The sequence below is a fragment of the Enteroscipio rubneri genome (assembly GCF_963929405.1).
Taxonomy (GTDB): Bacteria; Actinomycetota; Coriobacteriia; order Coriobacteriales; family Eggerthellaceae; genus Enteroscipio; species Enteroscipio rubneri.
In genome coordinates, this window is record NZ_CAWVIN010000002.1 from 547,366 (window position 1) to 568,373 (window position 21,008).

The 21,008-nt window shown below is 62.1% G+C and carries 20 protein-coding genes and 5 tRNA genes; 15 read left to right on the forward strand and 10 right to left on the reverse strand.

The window, feature by feature from the left end:
* The first annotated feature begins 36 nt into the window (after positions 1 to 36).
* From ABGT83_RS05735 to ABGT83_RS05775, 9 genes are all read left to right on the forward strand, one after another.
* Positions 37 to 723 (forward strand): TorD/DmsD family molecular chaperone, encoded by a 687-nt coding sequence (locus tag ABGT83_RS05735; RefSeq protein WP_346686419.1) that lies wholly within the window; start codon positions 37 to 39, stop codon positions 721 to 723.
* 1 nt (position 724) lies between these two features.
* On the forward strand, positions 725 to 1,399 hold the full coding sequence (locus ABGT83_RS05740) for a 4Fe-4S dicluster domain-containing protein (protein WP_103264364.1): 675 nt from the start codon (positions 725 to 727) through the stop codon (positions 1,397 to 1,399).
* Positions 1,400 to 1,433: 34 nt separating this feature from the next.
* Positions 1,434 to 2,297, forward strand: a complete 864-nt coding sequence (locus tag ABGT83_RS05745; protein WP_170042424.1) for a 4Fe-4S binding protein — start codon at positions 1,434 to 1,436, stop codon at positions 2,295 to 2,297.
* 215 nt (positions 2,298 to 2,512) lie between these two features.
* Positions 2,513 to 3,514, forward strand: coding sequence for a type I glyceraldehyde-3-phosphate dehydrogenase (gene gap / locus ABGT83_RS05750; protein ID WP_103264366.1), 1,002 nt, complete (start codon positions 2,513 to 2,515; stop codon positions 3,512 to 3,514).
* Between the two features lie 183 nt (positions 3,515 to 3,697).
* Entirely contained in the window at positions 3,698 to 4,885 is a 1,188-nt protein-coding gene (locus ABGT83_RS05755) for a phosphoglycerate kinase (protein WP_346686422.1), read from the forward strand.
* A 64-nt stretch (positions 4,886 to 4,949) separates the two neighbouring features.
* On the forward strand, positions 4,950 to 5,720 hold the full coding sequence (gene tpiA / locus ABGT83_RS05760; RefSeq protein WP_346686424.1) for a triose-phosphate isomerase: 771 nt from the start codon (positions 4,950 to 4,952) through the stop codon (positions 5,718 to 5,720).
* Positions 5,721 to 5,752: 32 nt separating this feature from the next.
* Positions 5,753 to 7,363 (forward strand): 2,3-bisphosphoglycerate-independent phosphoglycerate mutase, encoded by a 1,611-nt coding sequence (gene gpmI, locus ABGT83_RS05765; protein ID WP_346686426.1) that lies wholly within the window; start codon positions 5,753 to 5,755, stop codon positions 7,361 to 7,363.
* 46 nt (positions 7,364 to 7,409) lie between these two features.
* Positions 7,410 to 7,667, forward strand: a complete 258-nt coding sequence (secG, locus tag ABGT83_RS05770; protein ID WP_103264370.1) for a preprotein translocase subunit SecG — start codon at positions 7,410 to 7,412, stop codon at positions 7,665 to 7,667.
* Positions 7,668 to 7,749: 82 nt separating this feature from the next.
* A tRNA-Leu gene (locus ABGT83_RS05775) sits at positions 7,750 to 7,838 on the forward strand.
* A gap of 110 nt (positions 7,839 to 7,948) precedes the next feature.
* Here ABGT83_RS05775 and ABGT83_RS05780 read toward each other — a convergent pair.
* Positions 7,949 to 8,842 carry a LysR family transcriptional regulator gene (locus ABGT83_RS05780; RefSeq protein WP_346686428.1) on the reverse strand — a complete coding sequence of 298 codons (894 nt, stop codon included), beginning with the start codon at positions 8,840 to 8,842 and terminating at the stop codon, positions 7,949 to 7,951.
* A gap of 113 nt (positions 8,843 to 8,955) precedes the next feature.
* On the opposite strand from ABGT83_RS05780, the gene ABGT83_RS05785 reads away from it, so the two are divergent.
* The 3 genes from ABGT83_RS05785 to ABGT83_RS05795 all read left to right on the forward strand — a co-directional run bounded on the left by ABGT83_RS05785 (position 8,956) and on the right by ABGT83_RS05795 (position 11,700).
* Entirely contained in the window at positions 8,956 to 9,870 is a 915-nt protein-coding gene (locus ABGT83_RS05785; RefSeq protein WP_346686430.1) for a DMT family transporter, read from the forward strand.
* 230 nt (positions 9,871 to 10,100) lie between these two features.
* A complete protein-coding gene (locus ABGT83_RS05790) occupies positions 10,101 to 11,006 on the forward strand; it encodes a cation diffusion facilitator family transporter (RefSeq protein ID WP_103264373.1) in 906 nt (301 codons plus the stop codon).
* Positions 10,996 to 11,700: an HAD family hydrolase gene (locus ABGT83_RS05795; RefSeq protein ID WP_103264468.1), complete on the forward strand. Its 705-nt coding sequence runs from the start codon at positions 10,996 to 10,998 to the stop codon at positions 11,698 to 11,700. The genes ABGT83_RS05790 and ABGT83_RS05795 overlap by 11 nt, the downstream gene beginning before the upstream one ends.
* Positions 11,701 to 11,881: 181 nt before the next feature.
* Here ABGT83_RS05795 and ABGT83_RS05800 read toward each other — a convergent pair whose 3' ends face one another.
* From ABGT83_RS05800 to ABGT83_RS05825, 6 genes are all read right to left on the reverse strand, one after another.
* Positions 11,882 to 13,270: a radical SAM protein gene (locus tag ABGT83_RS05800; RefSeq protein ID WP_346686431.1), complete on the reverse strand. Its 1,389-nt coding sequence runs from the start codon at positions 13,268 to 13,270 to the stop codon at positions 11,882 to 11,884.
* Positions 13,271 to 13,477: 207 nt separating this feature from the next.
* Positions 13,478 to 14,926, reverse strand: coding sequence for a sodium-dependent transporter (locus ABGT83_RS05805; protein WP_346686432.1), 1,449 nt, complete (start codon positions 14,924 to 14,926; stop codon positions 13,478 to 13,480).
* A gap of 235 nt (positions 14,927 to 15,161) precedes the next feature.
* A tRNA-Gly gene (locus ABGT83_RS05810) sits at positions 15,162 to 15,237 on the reverse strand.
* Positions 15,238 to 15,279: 42 nt separating this feature from the next.
* Positions 15,280 to 15,353: transfer RNA gene (locus tag ABGT83_RS05815), tRNA-Cys, on the reverse strand.
* 65 nt (positions 15,354 to 15,418) lie between these two features.
* Positions 15,419 to 15,494: transfer RNA gene (locus tag ABGT83_RS05820), tRNA-Gly, on the reverse strand.
* 192 nt (positions 15,495 to 15,686) lie between these two features.
* Positions 15,687 to 16,982: a CaiB/BaiF CoA transferase family protein gene (locus ABGT83_RS05825; protein WP_103264376.1), complete on the reverse strand. Its 1,296-nt coding sequence runs from the start codon at positions 16,980 to 16,982 to the stop codon at positions 15,687 to 15,689.
* Positions 16,983 to 17,308: 326 nt separating this feature from the next.
* Between ABGT83_RS05825 and ABGT83_RS05830 the strand changes: the two genes are divergently transcribed.
* Positions 17,309 to 17,383: transfer RNA gene (locus tag ABGT83_RS05830), tRNA-Val, on the forward strand.
* Between the two features lie 162 nt (positions 17,384 to 17,545).
* Here ABGT83_RS05830 and ABGT83_RS05835 read toward each other — a convergent pair.
* Positions 17,546 to 17,689, reverse strand: coding sequence for a zinc ribbon-containing protein (locus tag ABGT83_RS05835; RefSeq protein ID WP_103264377.1), 144 nt, complete (start codon positions 17,687 to 17,689; stop codon positions 17,546 to 17,548).
* A 205-nt stretch (positions 17,690 to 17,894) separates the two neighbouring features.
* Here ABGT83_RS05835 and ABGT83_RS05840 point away from each other — a divergent pair, with 205 nt between their 5' ends.
* Together ABGT83_RS05840 and ABGT83_RS05845 are read left to right on the forward strand one after the other, a co-directional pair.
* Entirely contained in the window at positions 17,895 to 19,091 is a 1,197-nt protein-coding gene (locus ABGT83_RS05840; RefSeq protein WP_103264378.1) for a GAF domain-containing sensor histidine kinase, read from the forward strand.
* Positions 19,088 to 19,732: a response regulator gene (locus ABGT83_RS05845; RefSeq protein WP_103264379.1), complete on the forward strand. Its 645-nt coding sequence runs from the start codon at positions 19,088 to 19,090 to the stop codon at positions 19,730 to 19,732. The genes ABGT83_RS05840 and ABGT83_RS05845 overlap by 4 nt, the downstream gene beginning before the upstream one ends.
* A gap of 61 nt (positions 19,733 to 19,793) precedes the next feature.
* Here the strand turns inward: ABGT83_RS05845 and ABGT83_RS05850 are convergent, their stop codons facing one another.
* The gene (locus ABGT83_RS05850; RefSeq protein WP_346686434.1) at positions 19,794 to 20,702 is read right to left on the reverse strand and encodes a 4Fe-4S binding protein; all 909 of its coding nucleotides are present in this window, start codon (positions 20,700 to 20,702) and stop codon (positions 19,794 to 19,796) included.
* On the reverse strand, positions 20,699 to 20,956 hold the full coding sequence (locus ABGT83_RS05855; protein WP_346686436.1) for a chaperone NapD: 258 nt from the start codon (positions 20,954 to 20,956) through the stop codon (positions 20,699 to 20,701). The genes ABGT83_RS05850 and ABGT83_RS05855 overlap by 4 nt, the downstream gene beginning before the upstream one ends.
* Positions 20,957 to 21,008: the final 52 nt, after the last annotated feature.

The following is a 21,008-nucleotide window of genomic DNA, read 5'->3' on the forward strand; positions in this document are numbered from 1 at the left end:
CGCGCGGATACGCGCGGCACCTGAGAGGATGCAGTTATGGAAGCAACGAATTTGGCGGAGCTTGACGACGCCATGCGCCATCGTATGGAGATGTACGCCTTGCTGGCGCGCCTGTACCGCGAAGAAGTCGACGGGGATCTTCTGCAGATGCTGCAGGAAGGCGGCGTGACGGTCTCTGGGGACGCATCGCTTGACGAGGGATTGTATCTCATGCGGCGCTATCTCGCATCGTTCGATGCATCGACGCTCGATCTGGCGAAAGACTACGCCAAGGTATTCTGCGGCGCCGCTTCGACCAACAAGACCGCGGCCTATCCCTACGAGTCGGTCTTCACGAGCGAGAAGGGCCTTCTCATGCAGGAGGCTCGCGACGAGGTGCTTGCGTGGTACCACCGTTACGGCCTCGGGCGAAGCGAACGGTATCACGAGTGCGAGGACCACGTTGCGCTCGAGTTCGAGTTTTTCGCATTCCTCATCGGCAAGTATCTCGATGCGTCCGCGTCCGGGCAAGCGGCCTCGGCCGAACAGCTGCTGGCCGCACAGCGGGATTTCATGCAGGGACACCTGGTCAATTGGGTGCCGGCGTTCTGCCGGCACGTGAACCTCCGAGCGAAGACGGACTTCTATCGCGGCTTGGCGCAGTTGACGGCGGCCTACGTGAAGCGGGATTTTGCCGCATTGAAGGAGACGGCGGGCGCATTCGCGAGCGCGGAGCGGTGCTAGCATGGCTGGCGAAGCGGGCTCGGCGAAGCCGAAGGCGCCTCATGGCCCGAGCATGGGCCGCCGGGATTTCGTGTACGCAGCCGGCGCGATAGCGGGATTGGCGTGCGTGGGCGGCGCCGCGAAACTCGCGCCCGGAGACGAGAGTCTGATTCGACCGCCGGGAGGCGGCGACGAACAGGAGTTTTTTGCCCGGTGCACGCGCTGCGATCGCTGCCGCAGCGCGTGTCCCACCCGGGTCATCGCGCCGGCGACGCTCGAGGACGGACTGCTCTCAATTCGAAGCCCCAAGATGAACTTCAAGTTGGGATGGTGCAATTTCTGCGGGGCGTGCGCCGAAGTCTGTCCGACCGGCGCGCTTGCGACGTCGGGCGGCGCGCGCTTCGCGTTCGATCCGATGCCCGATGACGAGTTCTTCGAAACGTCGCTCGTGCTAGGGCATGCGGTTGTCAACGAAGACCGCTGCATCGCCTGGAAGGGGCAGAGCGCATGTGTTCTGTGCTCGCAGGCGTGTCCCTACGAAGCGATATCGCTTGACGAGTACGACAGGCCTGTGGTCGATGAGAACGCATGCAACGGCTGCGGGGTCTGCGAAAACCGCTGTCCGTCCTCCAGGCTGTTGAGCTATGGGGGAGGGGATGTGCGCGGCATCGAGGTGGAGCCTGCGCTCGTGCGCTGACGGAGCACCTCTCCTTCGAGAAAGAGTGCGTGTCATGAAAAGAAAGATTCCGGTGACGTATCTCCGCGTGGCTGCCATGCTTTTGTTTTTTGCGCTCGTGCTTGTCGGGCTTGCGACGAACCTTGCGCCGGGTACCCCGTCCTCGTTCGGATTCGGCAGCATCGCGGCGATATGTCCGCTCGGCTCGCTTGAGGTGCTCATCGCATCGAAGACGTTCATCCCGCTGGCGGTGGCCTCCTTGGCGTGCCTGATCATCATCGCCTTCGTGCTGGGCAAGGTGTTCTGTGGCTGGGTCTGTCCCGTGCCCCTGTCCCTGCTGCTCGCCCCGAAAAAGGAGCGCGAGCTTTCCCGCGAGGCCGACGACGAGGACGGCGACCCCGTCTTGTCGCATCCTCATCCCGAGACGAGGGCGCGCCCTCGTTTTGATTCGCGCTTCGCGGTGCTTTTGGGTGCGCTGGGTTCAACGGCGGTGTTCGGATTTCCGGTTTTCTGTCTTGTGTGCCCGATCGGCCTGACGTTTTGCCTCGTCATCGGGCTGTGGCGGCTCATTGGTTTCAACGAGCCATCCTGGCTGCTCATCGTGTTCCCGCTGCTTCTCGCCCTCGAGCTGTTCGTGTTCAGAAGGTGGTGCCATAAGATATGCCCCCTGGGCGCGATCATGTCGCTCGCGAGCAGTCTGAACACGCGGCTGCGGCCCCATGTTGATCGAAGCAAGTGCCTGCGCACCACCGAGGGCATCGCCTGCACCCGATGCAAAGACGTCTGCTTTGAGGAAATCAACCTGCACGACGTTGACCATTCAAGGCCCCTGTGCGAATGCACGAAGTGCAAGGACTGCTCGTCGGTTTGCCCGGTCGGCGCCATCAGTTTCGGCAAGACGAAGCAGCCACGTCCTTAAGACGCTGTCCGCTCAAACGCCATAAATCCATACATGCATGCTGTCTGCATACGCGCAGACAGCGGTTTTACGGCTGAAATCGGCCGTTCACCTTCGTGCTCGACATATCGGGCAGGTGGCGATCGAGAGACGCGGCTAGAATGGTGCGCGTTCGTGTTGTATCATCGTATTCATGCCGTAATTGAGTAAGAGTATCTTTATGAAAGGGGATACGCATGGCAACCAAAGTAGGCATTAACGGATTCGGTCGCATCGGCCGCCTGGCGTTCCGCGCGATGGTGGACGACCCGGAGATCGACGTCGTTGCCATCAACGACCTCGGCGACATTCCGACGATGGCCCACCTGCTCAAGTACGATTCCATCCACGGGCGCGCCTTCGACACGGTCGAGGTCACCGAGGACGGCTTCGTGGCTGACGGCCATGCGGTCAAGGTGCTCTCCGAGCGCGAGCCGGCAAACCTGCCCTGGGGCGAGCTGGGCGTCGACGTCGTCGTCGAGTCCACGGGTTTCTTCACCGACGGCACGAAGGCCAAGGCGCACCTCGATGCGGGCGCCAAGAAGGTCGTCATCTCCGCGCCGGCTAAGAACGAGGACATCACCATCGTCATGGGCGTGAACGACGACCAGTACAACAAGGACGAGCACAACATCATCTCCAACGCTTCTTGCACGACGAACTGCCTGGCCCCCTTCGCGAAGGTGCTCATGGACAACTTCGGTATCAAGCGCGGCTACATGAACACCATCCACTCCTACACGAACGACCAGAAGATCCTCGACCTTCCCCACAAGGACCTGCGTCGCGCCCGCGCGGCCGCCATGTCGATGATCCCCACCACCACGGGCGCGGCCCGCGCGGTATCGCTCGTACTGCCCGAGCTCAAGGGCAAGCTCGACGGCTTCGCCACCCGCGTTCCCACGCCGGACGGCTCGATGGTCGACCTCACGGTTGAGCTCGAGAAGGACGCCACCGCCGAGGAGATCAACGCCGCGATGAAGGCCGCCGCCGAAGGCCCGCTCAAGGGCATCCTGGAGTACACCGAGGACCCGATCGTCTCCATCGACATCGTGGACAACCCGCACTCCTCCATCTTCGACAGCAAGCTCACCATGGTGCTGGGCGGCGAGGGCAACTTCGTCAAGTGTATCTCCTGGTACGACAATGAGTGGGGTTACTCGAACAGGGTTAAAGATCTGGTGAAGATTTTGCTCTAACGAGCAAAATCTCTGTCGACGCTGCGGGGCGCTGGGGCACCCGATCTTCGCACGATGCCGCGGACTCGCGTACCCAAGTACGCATCGCCCGCGCCATCCCGCGAATCTCGGGCACCGCAGCGCCCCTCGCTGTCTTACTACGCCAACCTGTTCGACAAAAAGAAAGACTTTTAGGAGGGCCCTATGGCCGATATCAAAACCATCGACGAGCTGGACGCCGCCGGGAAGCGCGCGCTCGTGCGCGTCGACTTCAACGTGCCGGTGAAGGACGGCGCCGTCGCCGATGACACGCGCATCCGCGCCGCGCTGCCCACCATCGAGAAGCTCGTCGCTCAGGGCGCGCGCGTCGTGCTCATGAGCCATCTCGGCCGACCGGCGGGCGAGGGCTGCGAAGAGGCGTTCTCGCTGCGCCCTGCCGCCCAGAAGCTCTCGGAGCTCTTGGGGAAGCCCGTCGTGTTCGCGACCGACACGGTGGGCGACGACGCGCGCGCGAAGGCCGCGTCGCTGCGCGACGGCGACGTGCTCGTGCTGGAGAACCTGCGCTTCGATGCGCGCGAGAAGAAGAACGACCCCGCGTTCTGCGAGGAACTGGCCGCGCTCGGCGACGTGTACGTCAACGACGCGTTCGGCACCGCGCACCGCGCCCACGCCTCCACGGCCGGCGTCGCGGCGCTGCTGCCGGCGTACGCGGGCTACCTCATGCAGCGCGAGGTGGGCACGCTCTCGGGCATGCTCGAGGAGCCGCGCCGTCCCTTCACCGCCATCCTCGGCGGCTCGAAGGTGTCGGACAAGATCAAAGTCATCGACGCGCTCATGGACACGTGCGACACGCTCATCATCGGCGGCGGGATGTGCTTCACGTTCCTGCTGGCGCAAGGCAAGGCCGTGGGCACGTCGCTCAAGGAAGAGGAGTGGGTCGAGCGCGCGGCGGCCATGATCGCCAAAGCCGAGGAGTGCGGCGTCAAGCTGCTGCTGCCGGTGGACGTCGTGTGCGCCGACCGCTTCGCCGAAGATGCCGAAACGCTCACGGTTTCGGTCGACGACATCCCCGGTGATATGATGGGCCTCGATATCGGGCCCGAGACGGCGAAGCTCTACGCCGACGCCGTGGCCGAGGCCCAGACCGTGTTCTGGAACGGCCCCATGGGCGTGTTCGAGATGCAGCCGTTCGAGGCCGGCACGAAGGCCGTGGCCGACGCCGTGGCCGCCAACGCCGACGCGGACACCATCATCGGCGGCGGCGACAGCGTGGCCGCCGTCAACAAGTTCGACCTGGCCGACAAGATGACGTTCATCTCGACCGGCGGCGGCGCCTCCATGGAGCTCGTGCAGGGCGAGGCGCTCCCGGGTGTGGAAGCGCTTAAGAAGTAGAAGATGTCCCGCATGGGGGTTTGCCCCCCCCCATGCGGGATGTTTCGATGGAAAGGAAGACCTAATGGCACGCAAACCCATGATGGCGGGCAACTGGAAGATGAACAATACCGTGGCGGAAGCTGTGGTGCTCACGCAGGAGCTGTCCAATCGCTACAAAGGGTCATGGTCCGACCGCGCCGAGGTGGTAATCTGCCCGCCGTACGTCGACCTCAAACCGGCCGTGACCGTACTCGATTTCGACAAGACGAAAATCGCGGTGGGCGCGCAGAACGTATACTGGGAGCCGAAGGGCGCATTCACCGGCGAAATATCCATTCCCATGATCAAGGAGATCGGCTGTACGCACTGCATAGTTGGCCACTCGGAGCGCCGCGAGCTGTTCGGCGAGACGAACGAGGACGTCAATCGTAAGGTTAAGGCGTTGCTCGCGGCCAATATGACCCCCATCGTGTGCGTGGGCGAATCACTTGCGGTGCGCGACGAGGGCACCACTGACGAGTACGTCACCGCGCAGGTGCGCGCAGCCTTCGCGGGCGTCGAGCCCAACGATGTTGCGCGCAGCATCGTTGCTTACGAGCCCATCTGGGCCATCGGGACGGGACGAACGGCGACGCCCGAGCAGGCTGAGACCGTGTGTGCCGCCATCCGCGCCACGCTCGCCGAACAGTTCGGCCCTGAGGCTGCGGAATGCGTCCGCATCCTGTACGGAGGCTCCGTCAATCCCGGCAATGTTGAGGGGCTCATGGCGAAGTCGGATATCGACGGGGGGCTCGTTGGGGGCGCAAGTTTGGATGCCGCCTCGTTCGCCCAGCTCGTCGAAGCGTGTCTGTAGTCCCGCCTTTCATTCTGAGCGGAGTGAACGAAGTGAATGCAATCGAAGGATCCCATGCGGCTTCGGTCGACGATCTCGCCTTGCCGGCATGCCTCATTATAATGGACGGATTCGGCTTAGCTCGGCCCGGTTCCGGCAACGCCATCTCACTCGCCGACACCCCGAACCTCGATAAGATGTTCGCGGAGCGCCCGTGGACGCGCCTTGAGGCGTCGGGTGAGGCTGTGGGCCTGCCCGAAGGACAGATGGGCAACTCCGAGGTTGGGCACCTCAACATCGGCGCGGGGCGCGTGGTGTTCCAGGAGCTCACCCGCATCAACCGCGCCTGCGCCGATGGCTCGCTGGCGGCGAACACCGTGCTAAACGACGCGTTCGCTGCGGCACGCGAGCCGGGCGCGGCGCTGCACCTCATGGGGCTCGTGTCCGACGGCGGCGTCCATTCCTCCAACGAGCATCTCTACGCGCTCGCGCGCACCGCGAAGGAGGCCGAGGTCGGGCATATCGTGGTGCATTGCTTCATGGACGGCCGCGACGTGCCGCCGAAGAGCGGCGCGGGCTACCTGGAGGAGCTCGAGGCCGTGCTGGCCGAGCTCGCGGACGAGGGTTGCAAGGCCGAGATTGGCAGTATCTCGGGACGCTACTACGCCATGGATCGCGATAACCGGTGGGAACGCGTCGAGCGGGCATGGCGCGCCGTCGTGGCCGCCGAGCCGTGCACGGATGCAACGCCGGCCGAGATCATGGCGGCCTCCTATGCCGAAGGCGTCACCGACGAGTTCGTCGTGCCCACGGCGCTCTCCGACCGCGGGATGCGCGAGGGCGATGCGGTCGTGTTCTTCAACTTCCGTCCCGACCGCGCACGCGAGATCACGCGCGCCCTGGTGGACCCCGGGTTCGCCGGCTTCGATCGCGGCGCGTACCCGCAGGTGAGCTTCGTGTGCCTGACCGAATACGATCCAGAGATTCCCGCGCCGGTCGCCTTTGCGAAGGAGTTTCCCGAAAACGTCTTGGCCGATACGCTTGCCGAAGCGGGTCTTCGCCAATACCACATCGCCGAAACGGAGAAGTATGCTCATGTGACGTTCTTCCTGAACGGCGGCCGCGAAGAGCCGAAGGCGGGGGAGGAGCGTGCGCTCATCCCGAGCCCTAAAGTGGCCACGTACGACCTCAAGCCCGAGATGAGCGAGCCCGATGTGGCCGCCACGCTGGCCGCGGCCATCGACGACGGCGTGGCCGACGTCTATATCGTGAACTTTGCGAACTGCGATATGGTGGGCCATACGGGCGTCATCCCGGCCGCCGTGGCCGCCGTGGAGGCGGTGGATGCGGGCGTGGGCGAGGTGCTCGCAGCGCTCGAGCGCGCGGGCGGCGTGGCACTTATCACAGCCGATCATGGCAATGCCGACAAGATGATCGCCGAAGACGGCAGTCCCTTCACGGCTCATACGACGGCGCTCGTGCCTCTCGCGCTCGTCGATTTTTCGGGACGGGGACGAACGCTCGACGGCTCCGAGGGCGCGCTCTGCGACATCGCACCAACGCTTCTGGACCTTGTAGGTCTCGAAGCTCCGGCTGCTATGACGGGCAGAAGCCTTCTCGTGTCGGCGCATGCTTGCCCCGATCCGCACGTTTCGCTATACTGAATAACTCGCATACCGATATCACTTTGAACGAAAGAAGAGACCAACCTTGAACCCGCTTCTCATCATCACGCTCATTCTGCTCGTCGTTTCGGGCGTCGGCCTCATCGTATTCATCCTGTTGCATTCCGGCAAGGGCACGGGAATCTCCGATATGATCGCCAGCTCGGTGTACTCCACGCAGACCGGCACGAGCATCGTCGAGAAGAACCTCGACCGCATCACCATCGTGTTCGCGATCGTGTTCATGCTGTCGCTCATTGTGCTCATGATCATCTACCCGCATGGCACGATCGCATCGAGCTAGACGGCAAAATTGACGAAAAAGGTTCTTCACAAGGGGAGTCAGTTCGGGTAGAATAATCTGCGTTGCGCAAAGCGCGAGCAATGTCGGAGTGGTGGAACGGCAGACACGCTAGCTTGAGGTGCTAGTGCCCACACAACGGGTGTGCGGGTTCAAATCCCGCCTCCGACACCAGCAAAATCGAAACACCTGCTTCTGCAGGTGTTTTTTGCATTCGGGCCCAAAACTCCTGCATCGCAGCCTCAGGTCCGCCCTGCGTTCTGCCGCCTGGTGCATTCGGTCCATCACCGCGTATCTTCCGATAGGGTTTGGTGCGGCTTTCCGTCGTCAGTCGCGAAGTCGAGGAACGTGCGGACGATCGGAGACGGTTTGCGTCGTCGGTTCCAGGCGATTCTGATCTCTCGATATGCGGGGTGCTCGAGGTCGGTTGTAACGACCCGGTATGGGGCGCGCAGCAGGCTCAGCTCGTAATCGAGGCTTATGCCGAGTCCGCTTTCCACCATGGCTACGGCCACAGCGTCCTCGCGCACGCTGTAGTCGATGCGAGGGCGAATGCCATAGGCGCGGAAGTACGATCTGAATCGATTGCCGTCTCCCTCTTCGATCATAATGAAAGGATGCCTTTCGAATTCCGAAAGAGGGAGCGGGCAGTCTGTCGGACCGTCGAAATGCTCGGGAAGCACCGCGACGATTTTGTCGCGGAAGAAAAACCGGCTTTCGAACTTAGCATCGACCGGATCGACGAGAAAGCCAAGATCGACACGGCCCTCATGCAGCCAAGTCTCAATGTCGGAATAGGTGCCGTGCAGTATTTCGAAGTCGATCCCCGGATAGTCTGCTTTGAACGAGCCGATGATCCGGGGGAGTGCGTGGGTGGAAATACTGCTGAACGACCCGATACGCACCAGTCCCGTTTCCAAGCCTTTGCAGGCGTCGATCTGCTCATGAAGCGCTTCTTCGGCTGCGACGAGGTCTTGGACGAACGGAAGCAGCCTCTCGCCGTCCGACGTCAACGATACGCCGTTGCGGTTACGTGCGACGAAGGTCACGCCCCATTCTGCTTCGATCGAGTTCAGAAGATGGGTGATGCCCGATTGCGTGTAGCCGGTCTTCTCTGCGGCTTTCGTGAGGCTTCCGAGCCTCACGACTTCGATAAGCGTGCGATAGCGTCTGCTCATAAGCATGCAGCTTTCTCATGAATAAAATTATAAACATGCGTTTCACAAATATACAGCAGCCGCTTACCATATGTTTGGCAAAGATGCGGTCTATCGAAAAAAGGAGCAGCAGCATGTCTCAGAGGAAGAGCGAGCTTGTGCTTATCAGTATCGCGATGGCATGGGGTCTTTCGTGGCTGTTCATGAAGATGGGCATCGAGGGACTCTCGCCGCTCGATATCGTGTTCCTGCGCTTCTCCGTCGCCTTCATCGCGGTCGCCGTCGTATTTCGCCGCCGGCTGCGCGGCATCTCGCGTTCCACGGCGCTCTGCGCCTGTGCGAGCGGAGCCGTCCTTTTCGGGGTGTGTACGAGCGTCCTGTACGGACTCGGCACCACCATGGCCTCCACGGGCGGCTTCATAATCTCAATCCAGGTGGTGTTCGTCGCTGTTTTTCAAGCCGTGCTCGTCAGGAAGCTGCCGCGGCTGGGGATTGTGATAGCGGCCGCACTCTGCATCTCGGGCGTGTGCTTCCTCACCGATGCGAATCCGCTCGACTTCGATGCCGGCTCGCTATGGATACTGCTTGCAGCTTCCCTCAATGCGGTGTACATCGTGTTCGTCGGCTCCGTCTCGCATCGGGTGGACTCCTTTCAGCTTGGGGCGTTGCAGCTGGGCGTCGCGGCGCTTCTTGCAGGCGCAGGGACGGTATGCTTCGAAACGATCGTGCTTCCCGCGACGCCGCAGCAGTGGATCGCCGTTCTCGGGCTCGGGCTTCTGTGCAGCGCATACTGCTTCGTGATGCAGCCCGTCGCGCAGCAGAATTCGACGCCTGAACGCGCGGGCATCATCTGGTCGTCGGAAGCATTGTTCTCGGCGGTGTTCGCGTTCGTCTTGTTGGGCGAGCGGTTTGCGCCGCTCAACTACCTCGGTGCCGCGCTCATGATGTCCGGTGTGGCGATCGCCTTGACGGATTGGGATCGAGTGCGAATGCGGCTGCGCGCCCCGACCGCGTGCAGTGCGGCCGACGGCGCCGAAGCATCGCGTTGATCGACTGGCCGAAGAGCGGCGAGGGCGGCGGCAAGGAGCAGGCGACGGCTTGTCGCCGACAGCCTCATTTTTATCCGACGGTTTCGAAAGTGCGCTATGATGGTCGGATCCGCCCGCATGAGGCCTTCGAGGTAAAGAGCGTCGCGCAACCCGTGCAGGCAGCCTGTCGGAGGGCCGGCCGCTTGCGAGGGACGGCGATTATTCCGTTCGAGCACGAAAGAGGACGCGCCATGGCCAAGGCGTTCGCATCGAAAAATCCCGTATCGCAGCGTATGCGCTCCATCAGGCGCGTGCTCTGGATCGTCCTCATGCTCAACCTTGCCGTCGCTGCGGCGAAGTACGTCTACGGCGTGATCAGCGGTTCGGCTTCCATGCAGGCCGACGGTATTCACTCGGTGTTCGACTCTGCCGGCAACGTCGTTGGGTTGGTAGGCATCGCGCTCGCGGTGCGCCCGGCGGACGAGGGGCATCCTTACGGTCACGCCAAGTTCGAGACCTATGCGAGCCTCGCCATCGGCGCATTGCTGCTTCTGGCTGCCTTCGAAGTAGGCTCGAGCGCGATCGCGAAGCTTGTTTCCGGGGTCTTTACGGTCGAGGTCACGCCGATCTCTTTCGCTGTCATGATAGGAACGCTTGCAGTGAACCTGGGCGTGACGACGTACGAGCGCCGCTGCGCGAAACGGCTTAAAAGCGAAGTGCTTGCGGCAGATGCCAATCACACGCTCTCCGACGCGCTCGTATCGGTGGGGGTTATCGTTGGACTCGTCGCGGTTTCGCTCGGATTTCCCATAGCCGATCCTATCATGGCGCTGGTGGTCACGCTTGCCATCCTCGCGACCGCCTACGATGTCTTCAAGCATGCATTCGCCACGCTTTCAGATCATGCGCGCATTCCCGAGGACGATCTTCGGGCGACGGCCATGTCGATTGCGGGTGTGCGGGGCGCCCACCGAATCCGCACGCGCGGCACGGAGGGCGAGGTGTACGCCGATCTGCATGTGCTTGTGGCTCCTGACATGACGGTGGTTGCAGCCCATGAGCTGGCGGAAGCGGTCGAGTGCTCTGTCCAGCGGCGCTATCCGAATGTGGTAGAGGTCCTCGTGCACATCGAACCCGATGACGGCCATGAAGAGTAGGACGATACAAGCGGTGTGTTTCGACGTGGGCTCGACGCTCATCAGACCGTGTCCCTCGGTGGCTGAGACGATGGCGCGAGTGGCGGCGGAGCGCGGTCATGACCTCACGGTGCGCGATTTCGAGCCGTATATGCCTGCGATGGACGCCTACTACGAGGCCGAATACTTGCGCGATGGCGACTTCTGGTGTTCGCACGAAGGGTCGACGGCCATCTGGCTCGATCAGTACCGCTATGTGTGCCATCTGGTCGGCATAGGACACGATGCTGACGGCATGGCTGGCGAGGTCCATGCGGCGTTCGAACGTTCCGACCACTGGGAAGCCTATCCCGATGTTCTGGGATGCCTGCGCGCGCTCAAGGAACTCGGGTTGCTGCTTGCCGTCGTCTCGAACTGGGACGCGGGTTTAGAAGATCTGCTGCGTGGCATGCAGCTGCTGCCGTACTTCGACGAAGTGGTGTCATCGGCAGTCGTGGGCTACCGCAAGCCCGATCCCGTCATATTCGATCTCGCATGCGAGCGCTTGGGTGTCGGGGCGGCGCATGTTGCTCATATCGGCGACCGTCCTGACGCCGACGGCGACGGGGCTTCAGCCGCAGGAATCCGCCCCATCATCATCGACCGTCGCGATGCGGAAACCGACTGTCCTCACGTCCGCGTGAGAACCCTTTCGGACATTCCAAGCTTGCTGTAGGTGATGCTTCACACGTCGAAGCCCCCCGGCCGGTTCGGACGCCCGGGCCCGCCGGCAGCGAAAGAGCTCCAACGAGCAGGCGGCTCTTGCGGGCGGAGGCGCATGGGATGAGGGGCTTTCGCACCTGCTCGGCGGCTCCGCACGTCCTCTCCCTGCGAGAGTCGCCTCGTAGGTTGCAGGTCTACTTGCGCCTTCCCGCGTTCGGGCCGCTCGTCCAGTGCCCCTCCTCCCAGAGGCTCTGCGCTACGGGCGCCCAGTGGTCGGCCGTAGCGTGCGTCTTGGCGCAGAGCGCTGCCGCGTCCTCCGGCTCTTCCAGGTCGGTAGAGTGCGCGCCCGAGGCAGCCACCATCTGGGCCAGGCGGTCTTTGTTGTCTAGCACGGGGCAGGGGCGCAGGTGGTTGTCGTTGAACGGCTGGTTGTCGTGGTAGGCCATGAACAGCGGCCGCTTGAGCGCTTCGAGGATAGGCGTGGTGCGGATGTTCGCGTCGGAGAAGTGGATGAACGCGCAGGGCTCGATGTCGCCGTTTGCATTGATGTGCAGGTAGCGCCGCCCGCCGGCGATGCAGCCTTGCGTGAACTCGCCGTCGTTCCAGAAGTCCATGGTGAAGATGGGCTTCGTCTTACGGAAGGCTCTGATCTGGCGGTACATGAACGCACGGTCCTCAGCTGTGGCAAGGAGGTCGGTCGGCGCCGAGGCCCCCACGGGCATGTAGGTGAAGAACCAGGCGAACTTTGCCCCGCGCGCCACGAGGTCGTCGATGAACGCCTCGCTGCCGATGGAGGCGGCGTTCTCGTGCGTGTAGCAGCATGACACGCCGAAAGGCAGGCGGTGGCGCTTGAGCACGGCCATGGCGTGCACGACGGCCCGGTACATGCCGGAGCCGCGGCGGGCGTCCGTGGCCTCCTCGAAGCCCTCCACCGAGATCGCGGGTATGAAGTTCCCCACGCGCAGCATGTCCTCGGCCAGCGTGTCGTCAATGAGGGTCGCGTTTGTGAACGCCGTGAACGCGCAGTCGTCATGCTTCTCGCACAGCCGGATGATGTCCCGCTTGCGCACGAGCGGTTCGCCGCCCGAGAACAGGTAGAAGAACACGCCCAGCTCCTTGCCCTGCTCCACGATGGAGTCCAGCTCCTCGAACGAGAGGTTCAGCCGATCGCCGTACTCGGCAGCCCAGCAGCCGGTGCAGTGCAGGTTGCAGGCGCTCGTGGGGTCCACGAGCATGGCCCACGGCACGTTGCAGCCGTGCTCGGCCGCTGCGGCGTCCTGGCGGCGCAGGCCGATGAGGCTTGCGTTCACGAGGAAGTTCTCGATCGCCTTCTCGCGCACGCCGGGATCGATATCGGTCCACAGGCTTCTTAGTAACGTCATCCAGTTGTTGTCGGGATCGTCGATTACCTGGTGGAACAAAGCACGTTGCTCCACCAGGTAATCGTTGGGCATCAGCACGTCCACGGCCCTGAGGATCTTGGGCAGCTGCACATCCGGGTCGCCCCCTTGCACGTATCCGAGGATGGTTCGCGCGATCGCTGCCTGCGCGCTTTCGGCCAGCGTCTTCTTCGTTTCCGCCATGTACCGCTCCTTTGTTGTAGAACCCCGTTCGCCCCAAGGGCCGTGCTGCGCGCCCGTCGCAGCGAAGGCCGCCGTAAACGGCGGCCTTCAATATCGACCGGGCACGTCGGTTTTTCGATACAGCAGTATAAAAACGATGTTTTACACGAGCATTGCAAAGGCGGATCGTTCAACGAATCGTAACGCGCACGTGAAGATGCGTCTGCGTTAGACCATCCCGAGCCACACGGCGATCTTCGGAACGTAGCCCATCGCAAAAATCGCCAGGATGAGCGCTGGGATGCCGAATTTAAGCCATAACCGTGACCAGGCTGGGAATCTTGCGCCTTTGCCGGCGTCTGCTTCAGCCAGAAAATTATCCCAACCCCAACCGCTCTTTGTGACACAGAACAAGACGAAAAACAGGCTGCCGAGCGGCAACAGGTTGTTTGAGACGATAAAGTCCTCGATGGATTGGATGTCGCCAAGAGCGGGCACGGTCACGCCGGAGAGCACGTTGAATCCGAGGGCGCACGGCAAGCTGAGCACCGTAACGATACCGGCCGTGCGTGCAACGGCTGTTCGGCGCGTCCAGCTCCACTTGTCCATCGACCAGCTTATGAGGTTCTCGAACACCGCGATGATGGTGGACAGCGCGGCGAAGCTCATGAACACGAAGAACAACGCGCCCCACAGCTGGCCGAGCGGCATTTGGTTGAATACGCTGGGCAACGTGACGAACACGAGGCCCGGCCCGCTGTCAGGCTCCACCGCGAATGCGAAGCATGCCGGGAAGATAATGAGGCCAGCCATGAGCGCTACGGCTGTGTCCAGCCCGCAGATGCGCAGCGCCTCGCCGGTGAGCGAGCGCTCCTTGCCGATATAGCTTCCGAAGATCTCCATGGCGGCGATGCCCAGCGACAACGTGAAGAACGCCTGGCCCATGGCTGCGAATACCGCGTTGCCGAACGTGGCCCATTGTTCTGCAGCCGTTGCGCCTGCAAACAATTTGCCGAAGTCCGGAACGAGGTAGAACGCAAGGCCCTCCAACCCTCCCGGCAGCGTGACGGCGCGTATCACGAGCAGCGCCATGATGCCCAGCAGGCACACCATCATCGCTTTCGTGATGCGCTCGACGCCCTTCTGGAGTCCCAGGCTGCACACGAGGAAGCCCAGCACGATGACCACGAGCATCCATCCCACGAGTTCAGTGGGATTCGCCAGCATGCCGTTGAACACGGCGCCGACGCCCGCGCTGTCCAGGCCGTTGAACGCTCCCGTGCCCATCTTCACCACGAACGACAGCATCCAGCCGCCCACCGTGGTGTAGAACATCATGAGCACCATGCACCCGATGTAGCCCCACCATGAGAACCAGTGCCATCTACCTGACGGCTGCAGCGTGTCAAAGGCCTTCGCCGCGCTCTTTTGGCTGGCGCGCCCCACGGCGAACTCCATTACCATGACGGGAAGCCCCAGGATGACAAGGAACACGAGGTACATGAGCACGAAGGCCGCGCCGCCGTATTCCCCCGTGATGTAGGGGAAGCGCCACACGTTGCCCAGGCCGATAGCGCATCCTGCCGATATCAGGATGAATCCCAATCGCGACCCGAACCGCTCCCGTTCGCCGGTCGTCTCGATCTTCTCGGCTCCGGCGGCTTCTGCTCTCGCCATACCACGTCCCTTCGCAGCTTGTCTTGTACAAGATTGCCCTGTTGGCAAAACGTTGCAATTGTACAGCAAACAGATTCGGAAGGGGAGGCGGATAGGGGAAGGACGGGGAGCGGCGGAGTCGGGGAGGACGGGGGCTTCTCGCTCGCATATCAGTCAGAAGCTTCTCGATGGTTCGAGAACGACGGAATGAAAGAAAAACCCGCCGCGCGTTGCCGCATGGCGGGTCATGGTTTCGTGGAGCGGACGACGGGGTTCGAACCCGCGACCCCGACCTTGGCAAGGTCGTGCTCTACCAGCTGAGCCACGTCCGCTTATAGGGCTGTACAACATTCGCAGGCACAAAGGAAAGCGAATGGAGGCGACGCCCGGATTCGAACCGGGGGTGAAGGCTTTGCAGGCCTCTGCCTTACCACTTGGCCACGTCGCCACGCAGCGATCCGTCATGAAAAGGCCGGTCAAACCAAGTACGAATGACCGGCCTTGCACTGACGATGGAGCGGACGACGGGGTTCGAACCCGCGACCCCGACCTTGGCAAGGTCGTGCTCTACCAGCTGAGCCACGTCCGCATCGCGAGGAAATATGATATCCGAACGTACCGGGGCGCGCAAGTCCTTTTTTCAATTCGGTAGAAAATCAGGTTTCGGAGCCGGTCCGTGTGTCGTCGGTGCGGCAGTCGGGCGGAACGTGCTCTGGCTTGGGCTTGATGCCGGTTCGCCTTCGGCGAGAGCGTTTCGGTTCAGGGCCGCACCTATCCACAACTATAGCCCCGCAGGACCGAAGGAGGGCTCTTCGATGGACTCGGGAGCTTCGCCATCGAAGCAGCGGACCCAGTTCATCTCGACAAAGCGCTCGACGTCCTCGCTGCTGTAGCCGAGTTCCTCCATGACGGCGGCGGTGTCGTAGCCTACTGGCTTCGCGCGCGTGATGACCGGGTCGCCCACGCTTTTCAGTCGCACGGGCGTCGTGGTGATGGCATGCTCGCCGATGCTGTCGTAGCGGATGGGCCGAAGGATGTCATTGGCGTAAGCCTCCTCATCGCGCATCACGTCGTCCATGGTGTTGCACATCGCATAGGGGACGTCTTTCTCCTTGAAAAGAGCCTCCCAGTACGCCCAGTCGTGTTGCGAGAAGGCATCGGCCATCATTTGGATGACGGTGCGCACCTCTCCGTTTGCATTGATGTGGGCGCAGTTTGCGAAGCGTTCGTCCTCGGCGTACTCCTCGAGGCCGATCAGGCGCATGACGAAGGGATACCATGCATCGTACGATCCGTAGCAGATGAGGAACCACACGCCATCGGACGTCTGGTAGGCGTTGTTGGTGGGGCAGGGGGCCTCTTTGCGGTTCTTCGGGAACGGCACGCCGAAGGGTTGGGAGACGACGGGTACTTGCATGGCCCACAGCGCCATATGGTGCAGGTTCACGGTGACCAGGTCGCCGACGCCGGTTTTTTCCGCACGCCAGAGCGCGCTCATAAGGCCCATGCCGAGCGCGATGCTCGCGTTCCAATCGCCGAACGCCGCCGGCATATTGCCGGGCTGGAAGTGCTCGTCATCCTGCGGAATGGACATCAAAAGCCCACCGCGTGCCGAGTAGCAGGTGGCGTCGAAACCCTTGGCGTCCTTCATGGGGCCGCGTTCGCCGTAGCCGCGCATCTGGCCATAAACAAGTTTGGGGTACTTCTCATGCAGGGTCTTGTAGTCGTAGCCGAGCCGCTGGAGCGACGGATTGCGAAGGCTCGTCACGAAGATGTCCGCTTTGTCCAACAACTTCGACATGATTTCTCGTCCGCCTTCCGTGCGCATGTCGAGCGAAAGGAATCGCTTGTTGGCGTTGCTCATATCGAAAGCGGGGTTGTCCATGCCGAGCTCGGGCATGCCGAAGCCCGGCCCGTCCATGCGATGAAGGTTGCCCGAAAGCGTCTCCACCTTGTACACGGTGGCTCCGAGTTCGCCGAGTTGCCGTGGACAAGCTGGCATGGCAACGTAATCGCCCAGTTCGACGACGACGAGGCCCTCGAGACCGCGAGGGACGGTTTCTGGTCGTTCGGTCATGTCCATCTCCTTTGCATTGGCACACGTTTCTAAACCATGGAGACAGTATAGGCGAGGGGCGGCGCCACGTCTCTGAGAGATGGCTGGATCTCTCCGGAAGCTCGACAACGAGCGAGTTCGAGGTTCGTGAGAGGCGCACAGGGCATCCCGAGCTTCAAAGGATCTGCATGCGGCCGATCGTTGCGTTGTTGAATCGGGGAGAGGGATGATGCGTTGCGGCATGCGAGGTGGCTGCTGAATTTTTTAAAAACGGTCTTTGCCGCGCGGCTTCGTTCTGGTAGACTGTCTTCTTGCTGATGCGAAAACGCATCGCACTTCATCAGCATGGGCGATTAGCTCAGGGGGAGAGCACTACCTTGACACGGTAGGGGTCACAAGTTCAAATCTTGTATCGCCCACCATGCATATGATAGCCGGGAACCTCAGGTTCCCGGCTTTTTTATCGGCCGAACCCTGGGCGGTTTGCCTCCGGCGGCAAAAAGCGAATTCGATACGGAGGCGAGCATCGTTCTGTCCGGATGGACTCGAAGTGCCCGGCTTGCAACCGCCCGCTCAGGTGTCGGCTAATCCTTTTTCTCGAACTCATGGTGCCCGCAGTTGGGGCAGGCGGGCAACGCCTCGGTCTCGCTTGTGATGCGGACGATGTACCCGCAGTTCTTGCAGCGGTACGATCCCTCGCCCGGCTTGTCTCCAGTCTTGTACTCCATGAAAAGCTCCTTTCATCGGGTGCGTGCAGCCGAAAGACTATCACGCTCGTATTCCCGTCGGGCAGCGGTCGGAACCCGGATGCGCGACGGTTTGTTGACGGCGGGATCCTGGCCGACCGTGCAAAACAGCTCGACTTGGGGGATAATGGGTTGTCGAAGGGGAGCGCGACATACCCTGTGCTGCGACAGAGGGAAGGAGGGCGAGGTGGGCGCCTCGAATTTCAGCGACTATGTCCTGGCGGGTAAAGATGAGACGTATGCGGAGGCGGTCGCTGCCCTGAGGACGCGCCATGGTTTCGATTTTGTCGCGCTCGGCCTTACAGCATTCATCGGCGCGCCGCTCAAATGGGTGTACAGCGCTGGCGCGACAGGGGAGCGCTATCGTCGCATCGTGCTCGCACCCGGTCACGGTATCGGCGGCATCGTGATCAAAGCGGGCAAGCCGATGATGTTCATCGACATCGATGAAGAAATCGATCCGCGGGAATACTCGTCGTATCCCATCGTTTTCGCCGAGGATTTGCGCAGCTTCTGCGCACTGCCGCTCATGCAGGAAGGACGCGTGGTCGCCGCGTTGCTCTGCGCGTACCGCTCGGTGAGCAGTCGTCACGAAAAGGCCTACCGGCGGCTGATCGAAGATCTGGGCGGTCAGATGTGCGATCTGGACGTCGTGTCCGCCGACTTCATGGATTTCGAGCGCATCGCGTCCGGGAAACGTGCGGATTCCGCGCGTAACCCCATATACGTTCGTTCGGAGCTCTCGCGCGTCATCGCCGCGCAGGAGGATGAGCGCAAGCGTATTTCACGTGAACTGCACGACGGCATCGCTCAGGAGTTGCTGGCCGTTTCGTTTTTGCTCAAGCGTCTTGATGCCCACGTTGACAGCGAAGGTGCCGCGCTCGTCTTCAACGCGGCGAACGACATCGATCGCATTCTAGATGAACTGCATAACATATCGGTGGAGCTCAGGCCCTTGGCGCTCGATCATCTGGGCTTCGTTGCGGCGTTGCGTTCCCAGGCGGCGGTATTCGAAAAGACTTACGGTGCTGAGATTTTGTTCGCGGGTGGTCTCTCGTGCGACCGGTTCGACCAGGCGCTTGAGACGCAGGCGTACCGCATTTGCCAAGAGGCCATTCTGAACGCGTGCAAGTATTCCGACACCGATCGCATCTATGTAACGCTTGAGGACTCCGATGGTTGGCTGCACGTGAGCGTGGTGGATCATGGTTGCGGGTTCAATGCCGATGAGCCTGAGATCAAGGGGAGCGGATGCGGGATGCTCGGCATGCAGGAGCGCGCCAATATAATAGGAGCGACGTTGGACGTTGCGTCGGGGCAGGATGGGACGAAGGTTACGCTCGTTGCTCCGATGCATGCGACGGAAGGCAAGGAGGGGGCATGATACGCATCATGCTGGCCGACGACCACGAGGTGGTGCGTGCGGGCTTCAAGATGATACTCGAGCAAGATCCCGAGCTCGAAGTGGTGGCAGAGGCCGCCGATGGAGCCCAAGCGTACGCGGTGGCGGCGCGCGAGAAGCCCGATATCCTCCTTATGGATATCTCCATGCCGCCGGGGCAGAGCGGGCTTGTCGCATGTGAAAAGATTGCCAAGGACTTTCCTGCAACCAAGGTCATCGTTCTCACAATGTTCGCCGAGCCGGAGTATCTCTTCTACACCCTGCGCGGTGGCGCATCGGGTTACGTATTGAAGAACTCAACCTCCGAGGAGCTTATCGCTGCGGTTCGCGCCGTGGCCGGCGGAGGCAGTTACATCCATCCTAAGATGGCAGCTCTCCTCACAAAGCACCTCGTGGACGGCGGCGAAGAGCATGATCGCTCGTACCAGCAGCTATCGAATCGCGAACTGGAGATATTGCAGCTGTTGGCCAAGGGCTTCACGAACAAGGAGATATCGGAGCAAATCTACCTATCCGTGAAAACCGTCGAGGCGCATCGCAGCAAGATCTACCAAAAACTCGGTTTCAAGACCCGAGCCGACCTCGTAGACTACGCGCTGCGCCACAAGCTGCTCAACGTGTAAAAACGCTCAGGAGCACGCGCATCCGGTCTCCGCCTCTGCCCGTTACGGGAGCATGCGGCCTTTACGCATGCTCGGCCGCGGGTTCCTCCGTCTCCGCAGGCTTCGCACCGCGGCCGAGCCCAAAGGAGAGCGCTTTGGTGGGGCAGGCGTCGATGCAGGCGCCACATGCCATGCAGTCTCCTGCGCGGACGACTGCATCCTCGCCTGCGAGCACGGGCTCGAGGATGACCGGATCCGCCAGGCAGGAGCGCTTGCAGGCGTTGCAGTGGATGCAGGCCTCCTGATCGAGTTTGACGTTCACCAGGCCTGCGCGTCCAAGCGCCTCGTAGAAGCCTCCCAGCGGACAGAGCGCGCGGCACCATACGCGATGACCCCAGAACAGCTCAGCGAGCATGATGGCGGCCAGCATCCACAGTCCCGTGACGGCGCCGAACAGCACCCCCTTGTTGAGCGCGCTGATGGGCGAGAACGCCTCGAATACGGGAACGCTCGTGAGGGCCGAGAGTGCAAGCACGCCCAATGCGATCCAGAGCTTAGCCCGGCGTGGAACGGGCGCCTCGCGCACTTCGATGCCCAGCTTGCGTCTGAATGCGTCCTCGATCTCCAGCACGAGATTGACCGGGCATACCCATCCGCAGAATGCTCGTCCTCTGATCAGGCCGTATACTAACACTATTGGCAGCGCGGCCAGCAGCCACTCGACCGGTGCAGTCTTCGAGGCGACGATGACCTGCAGGACCCCGAATGGGTCTAGAAGGGCGAGCCCGCCGACGGAGGAGGAGGAAAGGCTGCCGAAGAAGGGCAGGTCGGCAGGAGTGGAGAGCGGGTCGTCGCCGCCGACGGAAGCCCCGAACAGGCTCCAGCCCGCTATGAGCACCGGTGCGGCAAACAGCGCTATTGCCGCCACCTGCACGATGTGGCGGAACCAGGTCCAGCGAAACGAGCGAGACGCATCCGGGGTGGCGCTCATCGCGATCCGGCCTCGGCGAGGGTGGGGTCGTCTTCGAAGTTGGCGTACACGAGGTTGATGCCCGTGACGCCGGGAATGTCGATGAAACCGCTCGCGATGGCATGCGAATCATCGACGGTCTCAGCTTCGATGGTGACGACGATCTTGTAACCGTTCGTCTCGTGCACCTCGACGCCCGCGCGCTCTGCGAGCTCGGCCGACACCTCGTCGGTGCACTCGGGCTTCGTCTCCACGACCAGACTCGATATTACCATGATGCTCCTCGCCTTCGTACTTGTTGCTTCCGGTATCCGTGGGTCGGACCGG